We start from the raw sequence: 16,535 nt of genomic DNA on the forward strand, positions 1-16,535 counted from the left end.
AGTAAAACCCGCAGATGGTGGGTGAGGTAAGGCGCTGGTGTGGTTGTCACATTGTTGCGGCCAAGTCACGCCCGGCCTTGTAGAACCTGCTTGTACCCGTGGCAAACAATTAACGTCGAGGATCAAATTCCGCTAATTTTTCCAACAATTTCTTTACCGGTGCGGCCAATCCGATAGTGCCGGGTTGGTGCGGGTTGTACCAGAGCGTTTGGTGTGCTTCGGCGATAGTAAGGGGCATTTTTTTAAATTGTATTAAGACCGGCGTGATATCGAGATGATAATGGCTAAACGTGTGACGATAAGCGTCCCAGGTTTCACTGGTGCTTACTTTGCCATAGCGATCTTCGGCATAGCGTTGGGCATCCACATCCAGTGCAATTTCCGGAAAACTCCATAGCCCGCCCCAGATACCTTGCGGCGGCCGCTGTTGCAATAAAATATCACCAGCGGGATTGCGCAACATGAGCAATTGCACCGTTTTTTCTGGCAGGGTTTTCTTCGGCTTTTTGCCGGGATACAGGCTCACCTTGCCCGTTGCATAAGCCACACAGGTGTTCATCACCGGGCAGCGTTCGCACGCGGGTTTACTGCGTGTACACAGGGTGGCACCGAGGTCCATCATCGCCTGGGTGTAGTCATTGACGCGCTTATTGGGCGTGTATGTTTCGGCGTGAGTCCACAAGGTTTTCAAGGTGCTGGCATCGCCCGGCCAACCGGCTACGGCATGGTGTCGGGCGAGCACGCGTTTGACGTTGCCGTCGAGGATGGCGGCGCGTTGTTTAAACGCAATGCTCACAATCGCCCCGGCGGTCGAGCGACCGATTCCCGGTAATTCCGCCAGTGCCTCTACGCTATTGGGGAACTGGCCACCGTAATCGCGCATGATAGTCTGGGCACAACGATGCAGGTTACGCGCGCGGGCGTAATAACCGAGCCCGGTCCACAGATGCAGCACGTCATCGATCGGTGCGGCCGCGAGGCTGGCTACATCCGGAAAACGCGCGACAAATCGCTCGAAGTAAGGAATAACCGTGGTGACCTGGGTTTGCTGCAACATGATCTCGGATAACCATACGCGATAAGGCGTAATGCCCTGTTGCCAGGGCAAGGTTTTGCGACCGTGTTTATCAAACCAGGTAAGGACTGCGCGGGAAAAATCATTGCTCATCTTGTTTCTTTTTGAAAATATTTTTTAACAGGTCTTCGGCTTTTTTCCCTGCGCCTTCACCGCCCAGTTTTTCGTCGAGTTTTTTCCGCAACTCGTCTTTTTTTGCATCGACTTTTTGTTCGGCAGCATCAATTTTATCGCCGTGTTTTTCGCGCAGTTTGTACTCCGCAAAATCCTTGGTCAATGAAGCCAGCGCCTTGCTGTCCGGGCGGCAATCGCGCACCGGGTTCAAATCAGTCAGCGAGCCGTGACAGCGCAGCAGCGACAAGCTGCGGTTCAACCAGTAATTGCTGCCGATGATACACCCTTCCGCGCTGGTTGCTGCCACTGTTGTACCGTCTGTTGTTGTTTCGGTGGTGGTGGGGGTAGGAATCAGTTTCAACGGCAGGCGGAAGTCATAACGATCATTGTTCAGGTCGAGACTGCCGTTGGTGCCGACCATAAGTTGTTCGATACCCGCAGTAAAAGATTCTACCGTGACCACGCGATTGGCCATGGTGATCTTGCCGGAGAGGTCTTCCATCTCGGTGAAGTCTTCCCAGGCTTTTTGCGGATCATCCACGCGGTTCACCAGGTTAATCAACTGGCAGAATTTCTGTTCGATATTCAACGGGAAAAATTTAACCTGTGCACCGGTGATATGGGTTTCATTAACCAGTGAGTCCAGTAATTGGTTCATCGTAACACCGCGTGCGGTGCCCGTTGTGGTGACATTGATGGCGCCTGTGAAATTCACTTTCTCATTGAGCTCCATATCGCTGAGGAAAGGCTCCAGTTGGAAACTGTCCACCTTGCCGTCGACGTTAATCACGGCGGTATCGCCGCGCCCGTCGAGTTTTCCGGTCGCGGAGATGACGCCATCATATGCGGTAGCTTGCGCTTTATTGAGATTCACCACACCGTCACGAGCAGTTGTGCGCAGGCTGATATTTTTCAGTGGCATATCCGCGATGGTGACCCGCGCAAAATCGGCACTGATATCGGCATTCAGGGATTTAACCGTTTCCAGTGGAATCAGTTCTTCATCACTGCTCGCGCTGCTGGCGGTGGCTGGTGTTTCTGTTTCGCTGTCGGGAGCCAGGTAGTGATCAATATTGATCTGATCACCGTTCAGTACGACCTTGATCGCGCTGGTCGTAAAATCGGTCACCGCCATGGTGCCGTTGATTGTGGTTCGGTCCAGTTTGATGGTTAACGGATCAAACGCAATAGCTGTCTGGCTGCCGGTAAAACGCGTATCGAGTGACACATCGGTCAGGGCAGTTTGCTCAGCGGTTTCCAGCTCGGTGCCTAACGCGGCCAACAACGTCCGCGCATTAAAAGAGGGAATCGTTAATTCGCCCTCAAAACGCGCCGCGTCTTGCAGATCGCTGGCAGAGACCTGGTAGTTTGCGTGTAGCTCGGCGGTTTGTGACTCTTGCACTTGCAGTGTGAGTTGACCTTCACGCAAGGCCAGGGTACTGAAATCCTCGGCCAGTTGTACTTGATGTTGCAGACGGGTTTCTACATTCAGCGTTTGGCTTGGTTGTTCGGTGTTGCTGATGCGGGTGATCAGGGACAATTGCATATCAAAAGGATCGCCCTGCAAATTAAATTGCTCAACCGTGAGTGCGATATCCTGCACGGCAATGTCCTGGCCGCTTTGTGCATCGTTATAGGTGAGGGCGCTGTTGCTCAGGCTGATTTTTTCTACCGCGAGCTGCATCTGTTGAGCGGATTCTTCGGTGGTTGTTGTGTCATCTGTAGTGGGGGGCGTGGCAGGTGCAGTGGTTGCATCGCTGTCGTCGGCCGTCAAGGCTTCCCAATTGCCAGTGCCTTGTTCGTCCACGCTGAGATCGATCACGGCGCCATCGACCAGCACATGATGCACAACGACTTCGCCACTGAATAAGGGTTTGATGGCCAGCAACAGACTGGCGTCTGCCAGTTGCGCAATGGGTTTATCCGGTGTGCTGAGAGCTGCAACGCGCACGTCACTGACGTCTATCCCGAGGCTAGGCCACAGTGTCCAGCCGAGGTCACCGTTGATGTTCAAGGCTACGCCCTGTTCGCGTGCCAGGGCTTCAATACGCGGTTTAAACATGTTGGGATCAAACAATAACACCAGCAGAATCAAGGCTAGCAATACTAATCCGATCAGCACAGCAAGACTTTTGAGTAACAACTTCACAACGGACTCCTTATGCCATCAGCGGCAACGACAGTGAAAGGCAACAGGTCGGGCTTTTGTGGTGATTAGCGCGAAAAACGGCGCTTTGAAAAATAGAGTGCAGTGTAAAACGAAAGTGCCCTGCTACCAATCAATCATGCGCTGTCAATTAGCGCTTTCAGTATAAAAACAACAAAAGCTATACCGAAAATTTTGTTCCATGAGGTTCATTCAGCGGCTTTTTATGATTGCATGCCGGTAGAGCGGATTGGCGTCACAATTTGTATGGAAAGGCTGTGCTATTCTGTGTTGTGGTTCAAAATTTGATCGCTGTCGTCAGCTCAGGCGAAACGCTAAAGCGACAAGACAAGCAAAAGCGACAATAGGGAATGTCCGATCAGGGCAGTACACCACCATAAACTTGGGGAATGCATCATGCCTTATATTCTGCATGAGTTGCGCGGGTCGAATATTTCTCATTACGAACTCGCCGAACAAATCACCATCGGGCGCAGCACCAGTAATCAGGTCGTGATTGATGACGCGACGGTCAGCGCGCAACACGCGATTATCGAGAAGACCGACGACGGGTATCAGATTCGCGATCTCGACAGCACCAACGGCGTCTACGTCAATGGTAAACGACTCACGATCAGCCCCATTCAGGCGGCGGATAATATTGTCATCGGCACCCACAATTTGCGCGTGGTCGATGCCTTGCCCAACGAATTGGAAAAAACGGTGCGCATAAAGAAAAGCTGGATTCCCGGTATTTATTACACGGACCGCTAACGCGCTGAATCCATGCGATCTATCTTGCAAGCGTGCATAAATTTTTTTGATTTGCGTTTACTGGTGTGGGTGCCAGGGCTTTGGCTTATCCTGAGCGCGGTCACGCCAACATTCCTGGCGCAGCTTGATAAACAATTATTTTTTACCGGTGCGTCCTTATCGCGCGGCATCCAACGTCCGCCCGTTATTGATATTCTGGAACTTTCTTCGACGCAAATGCGGCAGCTGATGGATGATCCGGGCCAGAACCCGGACGTGTTATTACTGCTGGATTATTTAAATAAAAAACAACAACGCACCGGCATTATTCTCAATGATTTACCGCGCCCTATTGTCTTGCCGATTGATGCCGCACCAGTCTCTGATGTAACGCCGTCACCTGCCGATACGGCTTGGCAAAATCGCCGTGCGGCGCAGCAGGCATTGCAGCGTTGGCTTACGTCTCCCGCGGTCATTATCGGCAGCGAAACATTATCGCCCATGCTCGCGTCGAAGCAACAGCTAGCGGTGACGGAACCGCGTTGGATGATGTATTACCAATGGTTGCCCGCCAGCATGCAACCGCCGCTGTTTCCCGCCGCGCCGCCATTGGAATCCGTCACCATGCCGTGGCAAATTTTTCCAGTGCCTGCCATAAATTTTCAGGAAAATGATGTGCAGCAAGCCTTGCTTTGGCAGCACGAGGGCGATTGGTATCCGAGCATGGCGCTGGCATTGTTGCCAGTGCAGGACAATCTGGTCTGGCGTGGCCGAAGCGAATTACATGGCGCGTCCCTGGGGCGCTTGTACACGAACATTGACGGTAGCGTGATACCGGTATTCCAGGCGCAGGGTCCCTTTCCGCCGGTCACCAGTCATTACACCTTGCAGCGTTTTCTGCAACAGCGCAGCGAAGAACCGTCACCGTTATTGTTGATCGGCACTGCCGGCGATAGCTCGCTGTTGTCGCTGGCGGGATTCATGCAAAGCTTATACACCGATAATTATCATACCTCGCCCTGGTGGTTTTACGGTGCGGAAAAATTATTGCTGTTGTTGACGCTGGTGTATCTGTTATGGGCCTTGCCGCGTATGAGCGGCGGTGTTGCCTTGCTGGCAACCCTGCTCTGTTTATTGTTGTTGGTGGTTGTGCAATTGGGTGGACAGATTACCCAATCGCGTTGGTTGCCCTTGGGGCTGACCATGCAATATTTACTGTGGGGTTTTCTGGTGATGGCGCTGTGGCGACAACAACAAAAACCGCACAAACGTTTGCAGCAGCGTCACCAGGAGGTGGCTTGCCAATTGAGTCAGCAATACATGCATCAAGGGCAATTGGATCAAGCGCTAAAAGCCCTGGATGATTGCGTGACATCTGAGCGGGTTTTGCAATTGTTGTACGACATCGGCGGGCAACATGAACGCAAGCGGCGCGTCAACGAAGCTTTGGCCGCGTATCGTGTGTTGTATAAACGCCATCGTTCATTCAAGGACGTGGCCAAACGATTAAAACAGTTAACCGACAAACAGCACTCGCCCGCCGAAGATATCGAACTGGCGCTGAGCAAAACGGTGGTGCTCGCCGACCCGCACAGCCGTCCGCAGTTTGGCCGTTACAACATTGAGCGCGAAATAGGGCGCGGTGCCATGGGCGTGGTGTACCTCGGTCACGATCCACAAATTGCACGGCGAGTGGCAATTAAAACTCTGGATTACTCACGTTATGACACGGGTGAACTCGCTGCGGTTAAAACGCGTTTTTTTCGTGAAGCGGAAGCCGCCGGGCGTTTGCGTCACCCGAACATTGTGACGGTTTACGATGTAGGTGAAGAACATGACTTGGCGTTTATCGCGATGGATTATGTCGCGGGCCAACCCTTGAGTAATTTTATTGCACCGAAAAATTTACTGCCGATTGCGCAGGTGTACCGCATCGTGGCCGACGTAGCAGAAGCGCTCGCCTATGCGCACAGCCGACAAATTGTGCATCGTGATATCAAGCCGGGCAACATTCTTTATCACCCGGACAGCAAGAAGGTGACGGTTACGGATTTCGGTATCGCGCGTATCGTGAGCGATGCACGCACACAAACCGGTGAGATTATCGGCAGCCCCTTGTATATGTCGCCCGAGCAAGTGAAAGGCCAGAAGGTGGGCGAGGCCAGCGATATCTTCAGTCTGGCGGTGACCTTTTTCCAATTACTCAGCGGTGAGCTGCCCTTTCACGGCGATAACATCGCTGGCTTGAGTTATCAGATCATCCATGGCAAACATAAAAATATTCGTGATCTGCGTTCACAAATTCCCACCAGTGCCAGCCGTATAATCAACAAGGCACTGCAAAAGGAACCGGGGGAGCGTTACGGCAACGCCACCGACATGGCGCGTTCGCTACGCAAGGCATTACAAAAAGATTTTGCCTGATTTTTTTATTCTTTTTACAACCCGCGAGGACTCTTTATGGCAATGCTCGTACAACTGATCGACGACGTAGTCGCCAACAAATTTGAACTGCGCCAGGGCACCCTGGAGATCGGCCGTCATCCCGCCAGTGATATCCAGATCGATGATTCCGCCGTGAGCGCGCGTCACGCTAATTTGCTGGTCAAACCCAATGAACATTTCCCGCAATTTAATGAGTACTACCTGATCGACCTCAACAGCACCAACGGAACCTTTATCAACGATCAGCGTATTAATGGTACCCAGCGTTTGCATCACAATGACCAGGTGCGTATCGCCTGGAACCAATTCAAATTTGTCGACAACAACGAAGCCACCCTGGAAAAAACCGCCCACATTATCCCGGCGGTCTGATCGCTCCTGTTTGCTGCCAGCGTCTCTGACGCTGGCAGAATCCCGCCCTCGCCGCTAGAATACGCGGCCTTATCACCCGATCACGACACGCCTCCAGATCGCCTCTTGAACGGCGGTTGCATTCCGAACAGGACGAACCTCATGGGACACAAGACAGCACTTTTTACCCTGCACCAGGCCATGGGCGGCAAGCTGGTGGATTTCGGCGGTTGGGATATGCCGCTGCACTATGGCTCGCAGCTGGAAGAGCACCACAAGGTACGCCGCGCCGCCGGTATGTTTGATGTGTCCCACATGACCGTCGTGGATGTCAGCGGTACTGATGCCAAAGCCTACCTGCAACGCCTGCTCGCCAATGATGTGGCCCGTATTGAAAACGAACCGGGCAAAGCCCTCTACAGCGCCATGCTCAATGAAGCGGGCGGCGTTATCGATGACCTGATTGTGTACAACATGAGCGGCTGGTTCCGCGTGGTGGTCAACTGTTCCACCCGGGAAAAAGACCTCGCCTGGATGACCCGGATTGCCGCCGACTTTGCGGTAGAGCTGCAAGAGCGCGATGACCTCGCCATGATCGCCATCCAGGGTCCGAATGCCATGGCGCTGACCAAGCAGGTAACTGGCGAGGCCCGCGCGGCACTGATTGATCAATTGGCGGTCTTTCAGGGCAAAGAAAGCGGCAGCTGGTTTATCGCCCGCACGGGTTACACCGGCGAAGACGGCGTGGAAATCATGCTGCCCAACGGCGAAGCCCCCGGTTTCTGGCAAGCCCTGGCCAACGTGGGCGTCGCACCTTGCGGACTCGGCGCCCGCGATACCTTACGCCTGGAAGCCGGCATGAACCTGTACGGCCACGAGATGGACGAAGACACTTCACCGCTGTTGGCCAACATGGGTTGGACCATCGCCTGGGAACCGGCGAGCCGGGATTTTATCGGCCGCCCGGTGATCGAAGCGCAAAAAGCCGCTGGCGTTCAACAGAAACTGGTAGGACTGGTCCTGCGCGAGCGCGGCGTATTGCGTGCTGAGCAGGTAGTGATCGTCGAAGGCACCGACGCGCGCGGTGTGATTACCAGCGGCACATTTTCGCCGACCTTGGGCTATTCTATTGCTTTGGCCTGTGTCCCCGTCAGCATCGGCAGCCACTGCCAGGTTGAAATGCGCGGCAAGCTGGTCACGGTCGAAGTGGTTAAGCCAAACTTTGTACGCCACGGTCAGCCGCTGGTGTAACGTCGAACAAGATTACGTCATCCATTATTTTTCACAGGACTTTAGCAATGAGCGAAATTCGCAAAGAACTCAAATATCTCAGCAGTCACGAGTGGGCGCGGGTGGAAGAAGATGGCACCGTGACCATCGGTATTACTGATCACGCACAGGACGCCCTGGGCGATGTGGTGTATGTGGAAGTGCCGGAAGTCGGCAGCACGGTGACCGCCGGTGAAGAGGCGGGTGTGGTTGAGTCAGTTAAAGCGGCGTCGGATATTTATTCGTTGGTGTCCGGTGAGGTGGTTGAGGTGAATGAGCAGTTGCAGGATGCACCGGAGACGGTGAATGCTTCGCCCTATGATGATGGTTGGTTTTTCCGTGTGCGTCCGGATGATTTGTCTGAGCTTGAGAATGCGCTGGATGCGGATGATTATCGTAGTGTGGTGGAAGACGAAGAATAAGTTTTTTAGAGTGGTTACTTCGGACCCGTTTTGCATTGAAGGGGTTGTTTCGAAAACGCATGACAAATTGGCAGGAAAACCAATTTGCACAGCGCAGCTGCCCGTAGGGTGAGCCACATGGATGTGGCGAATGCATCATCCCTGTAGCTCCCTCAAGTCGTCCCTGACTTGAGGGTTTCGAAACAACCCCTTCAATGCAAAACTCACACTGATTTATCCTGCGAATAGGTGATCTTAATCCTAGTCCCTTTGAGTAATTTGATTTGGGGAAGTAGCCCTTAAGATAGGTCTTGAAGTTATAACTATTTTCTAAGCGGGAATGGACATAAAAAGCGCGGCTTATGCCGCGCTTTTGCTTTATCCACTCTCTCCGCCTCAGGTGCTGAGCCTACAGGGATGTATTCATTCGCTACATCCATGTAGCTCACCCTGCGGGCAGCTTCGCTGTGCAAACGGACTTTCCTGTCCGTTTGTTACGGCGTGTCTCGCACCCCGCTACCCAATCCTCAGCACGCCACAACCTTCGCACAAAAAAACCTAAGCCACCTGATCCAACGTCACCGCCGTAATCCCCCGCTGCACCAACCACTCCGCCAACTTCGGCAACTGCTGCACAATCAAATGCGGATGATTATGTTGCCGCTGTCCATCATGCATCAACACGATATCCCCGAACTTAATATCATGCAGCCGCTGCGCAACACCCGTCTCCGTCCCCATCGGACCCCAGTCAATAATGCTATGACTCCACAACACCGTCGTCATGTTCTCAGCTTGCACCTGCTTAAGCATGGCGCGGCGTAAACGGCCGTGGGGCGGGCGGAACCAGCGGGGGGCGTGGCCGGTGATTTTTTGAATCGCTTCGGAGCCGCGGGCGACTTCATCTCTTGCGCGACCGGGCGAGATCATCCACGGATGGCGATGGCTGTAGGTGTGATTGCCGACGGTGTGGCCCTCACTCAACATGCGTTCCACCAGCCGTGGGAAACGTTCGGCGGCTTCGCCCAGAACGAAAAAGCTCGCGCGGATTTTGTGCATGGCGAGCAGGTCGAGGATGGCCGGGGTGTAGACCGGGTCGGGGCCATCGTCGAAGGTCAGGCATACCAGTGGGCTGTGCAGGTAGCCGGACACATGTTTGAGGTTTTTAAGAATAGTCGGCGAGGCGGACTGCCGGGGTTGGGTCGGATTCAAAACCACCGGATTCACTGTTACGCGTTTTGCGATTTCGGAATTCATCAGTGTGAGACTCCTCGGAAAAATAGTTAAGCAAATTATGACGAGTCAACCAGAAAGCATGAGGTTGCAAGCGGTCATTTTCACGTGCAGCGAGCGTTGGAAAAAACGCTTTTAATAGCAATCGAAAATAAAACTGGCGCATACGGTTGCCCCAGGTGGTGGGCAGGCGTTCAATCATAAAACCCACTTTTTCACCGTGGGGTGCAATCCAGGTCACGCCGTGTAACGCTTTAATGTCTTTAAATTTTTCTTCGCTGGCCATGCGTGTGGCCAGATGGTTTAGCGATTTCACCAGCAGCCGCCGAAAGCGCAAGGCGCCGCGCGCGTATTCGCGCGGGTTATTGCCGGCATTAAAGCACTCATGATTGAAATGCAGGATCGCCAAAGCGTCGCCCGGTTCCAGCCAGGTGCCGTCATTCATCGCTTTGCGTTCGCCCTCATAGTTTTCATAAGAGAGGCTCAACAATTCATCAATTTTTTCGACCCGGTGCAGGCGACGCCACAAAGTGTCGTACCAGGTCATTACGCTATTGAACCAGGTCCCTGACATCGTCTATTCCTGTGCGGAGTGGCGCTGCCAACGGCCGATACGTTTTTCACGCTCAAGATTTTCAATTTGCGTCACGATCGTTTTGGCGGCGTAGCGATGTCCCTGTTGCTCGGCGCGTTTTTTCATGTGGCGCAATTCGTCCGGGTTATCGAATAGTTTATGCAAGGCGCCCGGTAAATCCGGTACGTCCACCCGCAGGCCAGCGCCGTGCTCTTTCAGGAATTGGACGTTGTGTGCTTCCTGGCCGCCAAGGCAACAGGTGGCAATGAACGGGCGGCCGCAGGCGAGGGTTTCGCTGACGGTAAGTCCGCCAGGTTTGCCGACCACCACGTCGGCGGCGCGCAGTAGGCTGACCATATCATCGGTCCATGAATACAACCTGAATCGGTCCGGGTTGGCGCGAGCGAGGTATTCCAGTTCACCCTGTCCACCCAGGGAATTGCTGGCGGTGACCAGCACGCGGTAGGGACGGCTATCGTCAAGCACCAATTGGCGAACGGCATCAAGGGTGCCGATGCCGCATTGTCCGCCGGTAATCAAGATGGTTGGGCGCTCGTCCAGGCCGAGGTTCTGGCGCGCCCGGGTTTGTGAAGGGGGATTTTCAAAAGCAGGCATCAATGGGATGCCGGTGACCTGGATGCGCCCGGGTGATACACCCTGCTCTGCCAACGCGTGCGCCACGCGTTCGTGGCCGACGCAATATAAATGCGTGGTATCGCGTACCCAGACACCGTGGGCACCGTAGTCAGTCGGCACGCCGATAATCGGTTGCGTCACCACGCCTTTTTGAATAGAGCGGCTCAGCAAGGCGTTGGGATACATCTGCGTAGCAACCAGCAGGTCCGGAGCATAGCTGGTGACGTAATTTTTGAGTCGTGAGGCGAGGATGCTGTAAACCAGGCCCAACAACCCCTGAAGTACGAGGCGACCGGCCGGAAAGCGCGGCCGATAGCAGATGCCGTTGATCAGGGTATTAATCAGCGCGCTATCGAGATTCTTATAAGAATTGGAGAATGAAAACAGGGAGTGCTCGTTAACATCGGGATACCAGCGGTGTTGCTGCTCGGTCAGGAAATCCACCAGTTCTTTATCCGGCGGCGTCTTACCGGCCAATTGCCGATAGAGATCCTTATCCATGTCGTAAAGCTTTTGATAAAGCTCCGGGTGTTCAGCAGTCATGCGCAGGTAGCCATCTTTAACGGCCGCGCTGACATCTTCATCGAGCAAATGGGTGACATCGAGACATTGGGTCTCAATGTCCGGGTAGCGATTGCGCAGGGCGAGGTCAATCGCTTCTGCGGCGCGAGTGTGTCCATAGCCGGGGCTGGAGGTTAAAAACAATATTTTCATGCCACACGCTTCCTTTTTTCTTTCCGGGAATCCATGGTTATTGTTGTTTTGCTGACGATAAAACAACGGGTAAATAAACGAACGGCAACGCGCAAAACAATAGCGCTTTTAGGCGCAGGATGCACCGGGTAGTTTGTAAGGATTTGCGCATCGTTCAGTGAGCGGTGTTCGCCATACGCTAGCCTGCTGTTTGGCAAAAGGAAGGTCTGTGCGGGCTCTCACATAAAGTTTTGGCTTAGTTTTCATCTTTATGCGGTGGGTTGTTAGCCGGGCCTTCCAGCAACGCCAGGATGCGCGGCATGATCAGGAATACGGCCAATGCCAGGAGCGTGCACAAAATAGCGGAAGACTCGCGTCCCAACCCGGCCGCTACGCCGATAGCGGCGGTCAGCCAGATGCCGGCGGCAGTTGTCAGCCCCTTGAGGTGTTTTTCATCGCTGCCTTTGATGATAGCGCCGGCGCCTAAAAAACCGATACCGGAAATCACGCCCTGCACAACGCGGCTCATTTCCGCATCCGAGATTCCTGCCTCTTGCGGGATCAGCACGAACAACGCGGCACCGATGGCGACCAGCATGTGCGTGCGAATGCCTGCGGCCTTGCCGCGCTGTTCACGCTCAAACCCGAGGATACCGCCGAGCAGTGCGGCCATGAAAAGGCGCACGCTGATGCGCGTGATTTCAGTTACATCTTTTAAGTCGGAAAATTCGGCGACAATGGTGCCGGAAATTTGCTGCCAGAGACTCATGTGTTTTTTCTCGGTAAGAGGCACCAATTTGGTGCCAGTTAATGCCGGGCAGGCTCACCCGCTAACCAGATTATCATCGTGGTTGAAGCTCGCCACGGTGCGTTAACCAACAGTCGCTGGTGGCGTGCAGTTTTATGATGGCGCATAGGTTGTGACATCTACTGTAAATTCACCGGTATACGATGCTGTGCAGCAGCGCAGGCTGATGCGGTCCACGTCTTCTCCCAATCATCTCTTCGATTGCAGAGTCTCTTCCCGTAGAGAGTTGGCATCAGTGCGTCGACCAGTTGGCGATGGACGCTTGACCCGGCGTGATTTGTGCAGTGATTTCAAGTAAGTATCAAGACCGGGATGTTGAGCGAGAGAGTGTTCGCTAGCTCGCACAGAGAAAAACGGCAGCAAACCATTTTTTATCAGGAGAGTCATTTGAACTCCCGATAGCGTTTTCATCGGCAACAGAAATCCAGCAGGAGATTGAATGGATGATGTGTAATCTCATCACCCGTAGTGGGAACCTACCAAAACGTTTTATGCTCGGAAGCTGGCTTATGACGTTCTTATGTTTCGGCGTCATGGTGCAAGCGCAACAACAGACGCCGGCGTCCAGTGTTTCATCCTCATCGGCAGTTGCTTCTCCTGTTGTTGATCCCGTGATCGCCGACCCCGAGCCCAACGCGCTATTCAATGCGATTGAAGCGCGCGCAAAAAGTCTGGCACAAGACGACTTCAAACCGATAGAAGCCAATATTCCCGATGAACTGGCTAACATGAATTATGACCAGTATCGATCAATTCATTTTCGTCCGGAAGCGTCGCTCTGGCGTGGTGAATCCTTGTTTGAAATTCAATTATTCCATCCCGGGTTTTTATACCGGGAGCCGGTTGTGCTGCATATGGCCAGCAGCGTGGGCGACCCTTCGTTGAAGTTCAAACAGGACTTTTTTAATTACGTTGGCCAGGCTGAAGCATTGGCGGGCAAGGCGCCGGAAAATATCGGCTTTGCCGGTTTCCGTGTGCATTACCCGCTCAACACGAACGAATATAAAGATGAGTTCCTGGTATTTCAGGGTGCCTCGTATTTTCGGCTGGTTGGGCCGGGCCAGGTTTACGGTTTATCGGCACGCGGTCTGGCGATTGATACGGCGGAGTCCAGTGGTGAAGAGTTTCCGGTATTTCGCGAATTCTGGCTGGTAAAACCCGAGCCGGATCAAACCCGACTGGTGTTGTATGCCTTGCTCGACAGCCCGTCAGTGACCGGTGCTTATCGGTTTGAAATAACACCGGGCGCACCTACCGAAATGGGGGTGGAAGCACGTTTGTTTGCGCGGCGTGATATTAAAAAACTGGGCATAGCACCGCTGACCAGCATGTTCCATCACGGTGAAAACACGACACGTTTTGTCGATGATTTCCGTCCGGAAGTTCACGACTCCGATGGCTTGCTGGTTGCCGCGGCCAATGGCGAATGGATCTGGCGTCCGCTGAGTAATCAACGGGCGTTGCGGGTGTCCTCCCTTGCTGATGAAAATCCGCGCGGCTTTGGTTTACTGCAACGGGATCGCGATTTTAATCACTATCTCGATATGGAAGCCGATTATGAATTGCGCCCTAGCCTGTGGGTGATGCCGCAGGGTGATTGGGGTAAGGGCCGAGTTGAGTTGGTGGAGATTCCCACTGACAGTGAAGTGAATGACAACATCGTGGCTTATTGGGTACCTGAGCAAGCATTTAAAGCGGGCGAGACTCGGCGCTTCAGTTATCGCTTGCGCACCTTCGATCAACATCTGGCTGAACAGGGCGGCGCGCGCGTGTTGCGCACCCGTATCGGTTGGGGTGCTGTGCCCGGTCAAAGTAACCCGCCGCCGCACAGCAAGCGGCAGTTTGTGATCGATTTCCGTGGTGGTGAATTGGAAAATCTATCTGCCGATGTGCCGTTGGAAGCGGAGCTGCAAAAAAATTCCGGCACGATTACAGACTTGATGGTGACGCGTTTACCTGACCAGAAAACCTGGCGTGTATCTTTCAAGCTGGAACCCGAAGGCAATAACCTGGTGGATATGCGCATGTTCATCAAACTGCGTGACCAACGCCTGACTGAGGTATGGAGTTATGTCTGGTATCCCGATGCAATTCAATAAACTGCACGCGCGCGCGTTGCCCGTTGACGCGCGCCTGCAACCGGAAAACAGTATTCGTTTACCGGGAGAGTCGATTCGCCGGCCGCTGTTTTTTATTCTGGTGTTAGGCACCACCGTGGCCGGTGTCTCGATCATGTTTAACATCCTCGCCGCCAATAATCTGATGCCGCTGGAAGCGGTGCTGTTATTTTTGTTTTCGATTACCTTTGGCTGGATCACCATTTCTTTCTGGAGTGGCCTCTGCGGATTTGTGTTGCAGATGATGCAGCGCGATCCGCTCTCGTTAAAAAAAATGGATCTCGATCGCTATCGTCACCAACCGATTACCACGCACACGGCAGTGGTGATGCCGGTATATAACGAAGACACGCAACGGGTCATCGCCGGTTTTGAAGCGACCTTGCGCTCCCTTGCAGCAACCGGTGATATGGCCCATTTTGATTTTTATCTATTGAGCGATACCACCGATCCCCAGGTGGCCCAGGCCGAGCTCGATGCCTGGCAACAACTGCATGAGCGGCTGGGTGATTTATCGGCGCAGATTTTCTATCGTCGCCGCGAAAAAAATATTGCGCGCAAAGTCGGTAACCTCGCCGATTTTTGTCAACGGTGGGGCAGCAGTTATGAACACATGATTGTGCTCGATGCCGACAGTATTATGACTGGTGATTGTCTGTTGCAAATGACGCGTGCCATGCAGGCTAATCCGCGCGCCGGTTTAATTCAGACAGTGCCGATTCCGGTAAGGCAAACCACTTTTTTTGGGCGCTTTGTTCAATTTGCAGCGGTACTTTACAGTCCCATGCTAGCCACGGGTTTGGCATTTTGGCAAACCAACGCCGCGAACTACTGGGGACACAACGCGATCATACGCGTACGCCCGTTTATCGATTATTGCGGTCTTCCCAGCTTACCCGGCAAAGCCCCCTTCGGTGGCGATATCCTGAGTCATGATTTTGTGGAGGCGGCGATGTTGCGTCGTGCTGGCTGGGATGTCTTCTTGCTGGCGGATCTGGAGGGCAGTTATGAAGAAGTGCCCTGCAATATTATCGACTATGCCAAGCGGGATCGTCGCTGGGTACAAGGCAATATCCAGCACCTTGGCTTGCTCGATATCGCCGGTCTGCATCCCGTCAGCCGTTTGCATTTTTTATTGGGTGCAGTCGCTTACATCTCCTCACTAATCTGGCTTGCCATGCTCGCACTGAGCACGGCGGATGCGGTTATTCGCGCGATCAACAGCAATGTGTATTTCACCGAAGCGTATCAATTGTTTCCCAACTGGCCGATTGCCAAGACTGGCCTGATCATTGCGTTGATCAGCTTGACCATTACCTTGCTGCTCTTGCCTAAAATCATGGGCATTGTAGTGGCGATTACACATCGCAATCGTGCTTTTGGTGGCACCTGGGCAATTATCAAAGGGGCTTTTATCGAAACCTTATTCGCTATCCTGATTGCGCCGATCATGATGGCGTTTCATGCGTATTTTGTTGTTTCAGTGATATTGGGTTTTAAGGTGAACTGGGATGCGCAGGAGCGAGAAGGCCGGCTGTTGCCGTGGGGCGAAGCGATTGCGCGCACGTCACGTACTACATTGGTGGCCATCGCCTGGGGCGTAGTGACATTTATCTACGCGCCGATTTTTTTCTGGTGGTTGATGCCGATCCTGACCGGACTGGTGCTGTCGGCACCTATCGTCCGTTATTCAAGCAGTTTGTATCTGGGTGAATTGATGCGGCGCAAGCATATCTTTTTATGCCCGAGTGAAACCGAGGATGATCCCGTCTTAAGGGATATGCAACAACTACTGGTCCAGAAGGTTTCACCACTACCCGCACCGGCGATGGCGCCGGCTTTACCGCCGGATAAGTGGACCGAGATGCGTGAACAGAATCTGGCACAAATGCCGTTTTAATTAATGAGAAATTGTTGACC

General features: G+C 53.4%; 13 protein-coding genes. 7 read left to right on the forward strand and 6 right to left on the reverse strand.

Annotated features, from left to right (window positions below; translation table 11 throughout):
* Nucleotides 1-109: 109 nt before the first annotated feature.
* Entirely contained in the window at nucleotides 110-1,168 is a 1,059-nt protein-coding gene (gene mutY, locus CBR65_RS15930; protein WP_087467770.1) for an A/G-specific adenine glycosylase, read from the reverse strand.
* Nucleotides 1,158-3,338: an AsmA family protein gene (locus CBR65_RS15935; RefSeq protein ID WP_087467771.1), complete on the reverse strand. Its 2,181-nt coding sequence runs from the start codon at nucleotides 3,336-3,338 to the stop codon at nucleotides 1,158-1,160. Before CBR65_RS15935 ends, mutY begins: the two co-directional genes overlap by 11 nt.
* 414 nt (nucleotides 3,339-3,752) lie before the next feature.
* On the opposite strand from CBR65_RS15935, the gene CBR65_RS15940 reads away from it, so the two are divergent.
* The 5 genes from CBR65_RS15940 (at nucleotide 3,753) to gcvH (ending at nucleotide 8,575) form a co-directional block, all read left to right on the forward strand.
* A complete protein-coding gene (locus CBR65_RS15940; RefSeq protein ID WP_087467772.1) occupies nucleotides 3,753-4,109 on the forward strand; it encodes an FHA domain-containing protein in 357 nt (118 codons plus the stop codon).
* Nucleotides 4,110-4,121: 12 nt separating this feature from the next.
* Nucleotides 4,122-6,512, forward strand: a complete 2,391-nt coding sequence (locus CBR65_RS15945; protein WP_087467773.1) for a serine/threonine-protein kinase — start codon at nucleotides 4,122-4,124, stop codon at nucleotides 6,510-6,512.
* Nucleotides 6,513-6,548: 36 nt separating this feature from the next.
* Complete coding sequence (locus CBR65_RS15950; protein WP_087467774.1) at nucleotides 6,549-6,905, forward strand: FHA domain-containing protein; 357 nt, start codon at nucleotides 6,549-6,551, stop codon at nucleotides 6,903-6,905.
* A 141-nt stretch (nucleotides 6,906-7,046) separates the two neighbouring features.
* The gene (gcvT, locus tag CBR65_RS15955) at nucleotides 7,047-8,135 is read left to right on the forward strand and encodes a glycine cleavage system aminomethyltransferase GcvT (RefSeq protein ID WP_087467775.1); all 1,089 of its coding nucleotides are present in this window, start codon (nucleotides 7,047-7,049) and stop codon (nucleotides 8,133-8,135) included.
* A 47-nt stretch (nucleotides 8,136-8,182) separates the two neighbouring features.
* Nucleotides 8,183-8,575, forward strand: a complete 393-nt coding sequence (gene gcvH, locus CBR65_RS15960) for a glycine cleavage system protein GcvH (RefSeq protein ID WP_087467776.1) — start codon at nucleotides 8,183-8,185, stop codon at nucleotides 8,573-8,575.
* Between the two features lie 537 nt (nucleotides 8,576-9,112).
* Here the strand turns inward: gcvH and CBR65_RS15965 are convergent.
* The 4 genes from CBR65_RS15965 to CBR65_RS15980 form a co-directional block, all read right to left on the reverse strand.
* Entirely contained in the window at nucleotides 9,113-9,811 is a 699-nt protein-coding gene (locus CBR65_RS15965) for a polysaccharide deacetylase family protein (RefSeq protein WP_087467777.1), read from the reverse strand.
* Nucleotides 9,720-10,361, reverse strand: coding sequence for a hypothetical protein (locus CBR65_RS15970; RefSeq protein ID WP_087467778.1), 642 nt, complete (start codon nucleotides 10,359-10,361; stop codon nucleotides 9,720-9,722). Before CBR65_RS15970 ends, CBR65_RS15965 begins: the two co-directional genes overlap by 92 nt.
* 3 nt (nucleotides 10,362-10,364) lie before the next feature.
* The gene (locus CBR65_RS15975) at nucleotides 10,365-11,711 is read right to left on the reverse strand and encodes a glycosyltransferase (RefSeq protein ID WP_087467779.1); all 1,347 of its coding nucleotides are present in this window, start codon (nucleotides 11,709-11,711) and stop codon (nucleotides 10,365-10,367) included.
* Nucleotides 11,712-11,946: 235 nt separating this feature from the next.
* Entirely contained in the window at nucleotides 11,947-12,459 is a 513-nt protein-coding gene (locus tag CBR65_RS15980; RefSeq protein WP_087467780.1) for an MgtC/SapB family protein, read from the reverse strand.
* A gap of 548 nt (nucleotides 12,460-13,007) precedes the next feature.
* On the opposite strand from CBR65_RS15980, the gene CBR65_RS15985 reads away from it, so the two are divergent.
* Together CBR65_RS15985 and mdoH are read left to right on the forward strand one after the other, a co-directional pair.
* Nucleotides 13,008-14,597: a glucan biosynthesis protein gene (locus CBR65_RS15985; RefSeq protein ID WP_232461224.1), complete on the forward strand. Its 1,590-nt coding sequence runs from the start codon at nucleotides 13,008-13,010 to the stop codon at nucleotides 14,595-14,597.
* Nucleotides 14,569-16,515, forward strand: a complete 1,947-nt coding sequence (gene mdoH, locus CBR65_RS15990) for a glucans biosynthesis glucosyltransferase MdoH (protein WP_198300763.1) — start codon at nucleotides 14,569-14,571, stop codon at nucleotides 16,513-16,515. The genes CBR65_RS15985 and mdoH overlap by 29 nt, the downstream gene beginning before the upstream one ends.
* The last annotated feature ends 20 nt before the right edge of the window (nucleotides 16,516-16,535 follow it).

It is taken from the genome of Cellvibrio sp. PSBB006, from assembly GCF_002162135.1.
Classification (GTDB): domain Bacteria; phylum Pseudomonadota; class Gammaproteobacteria; order Pseudomonadales; family Cellvibrionaceae; genus Cellvibrio.

Coding starts and splice junctions, on each gene's coding strand:
- mutY (WP_087467770.1), bottom strand. CDS start 1,168: ATGAGCAATGATTTTTCCCGCGCAGTCCTTACCTGGTTTGATAAACAC.
- CBR65_RS15940 (WP_087467772.1), top strand. CDS start 3,753: ATGCCTTATATTCTGCATGAGTTGCGCGGGTCGAATATTTCTCATTAC.
- CBR65_RS15945 (WP_087467773.1), top strand. CDS start 4,122: ATGCGATCTATCTTGCAAGCGTGCATAAATTTTTTTGATTTGCGTTTA.
- CBR65_RS15950 (WP_087467774.1), top strand. CDS start 6,549: ATGGCAATGCTCGTACAACTGATCGACGACGTAGTCGCCAACAAATTT.
- gcvT (WP_087467775.1), top strand. CDS start 7,047: ATGGGACACAAGACAGCACTTTTTACCCTGCACCAGGCCATGGGCGGC.
- gcvH (WP_087467776.1), top strand. CDS start 8,183: ATGAGCGAAATTCGCAAAGAACTCAAATATCTCAGCAGTCACGAGTGG.
- CBR65_RS15965 (WP_087467777.1), bottom strand. CDS start 9,811: ATGAATTCCGAAATCGCAAAACGCGTAACAGTGAATCCGGTGGTTTTG.
- CBR65_RS15970 (WP_087467778.1), bottom strand. CDS start 10,361: ATGTCAGGGACCTGGTTCAATAGCGTAATGACCTGGTACGACACTTTG.
- CBR65_RS15975 (WP_087467779.1), bottom strand. CDS start 11,711: ATGAAAATATTGTTTTTAACCTCCAGCCCCGGCTATGGACACACTCGC.
- CBR65_RS15980 (WP_087467780.1), bottom strand. CDS start 12,459: ATGAGTCTCTGGCAGCAAATTTCCGGCACCATTGTCGCCGAATTTTCC.
- CBR65_RS15985 (WP_232461224.1), top strand. CDS start 13,008: ATGACGTTCTTATGTTTCGGCGTCATGGTGCAAGCGCAACAACAGACG.
- mdoH (WP_198300763.1), top strand. CDS start 14,569: ATGTCTGGTATCCCGATGCAATTCAATAAACTGCACGCGCGCGCGTTG.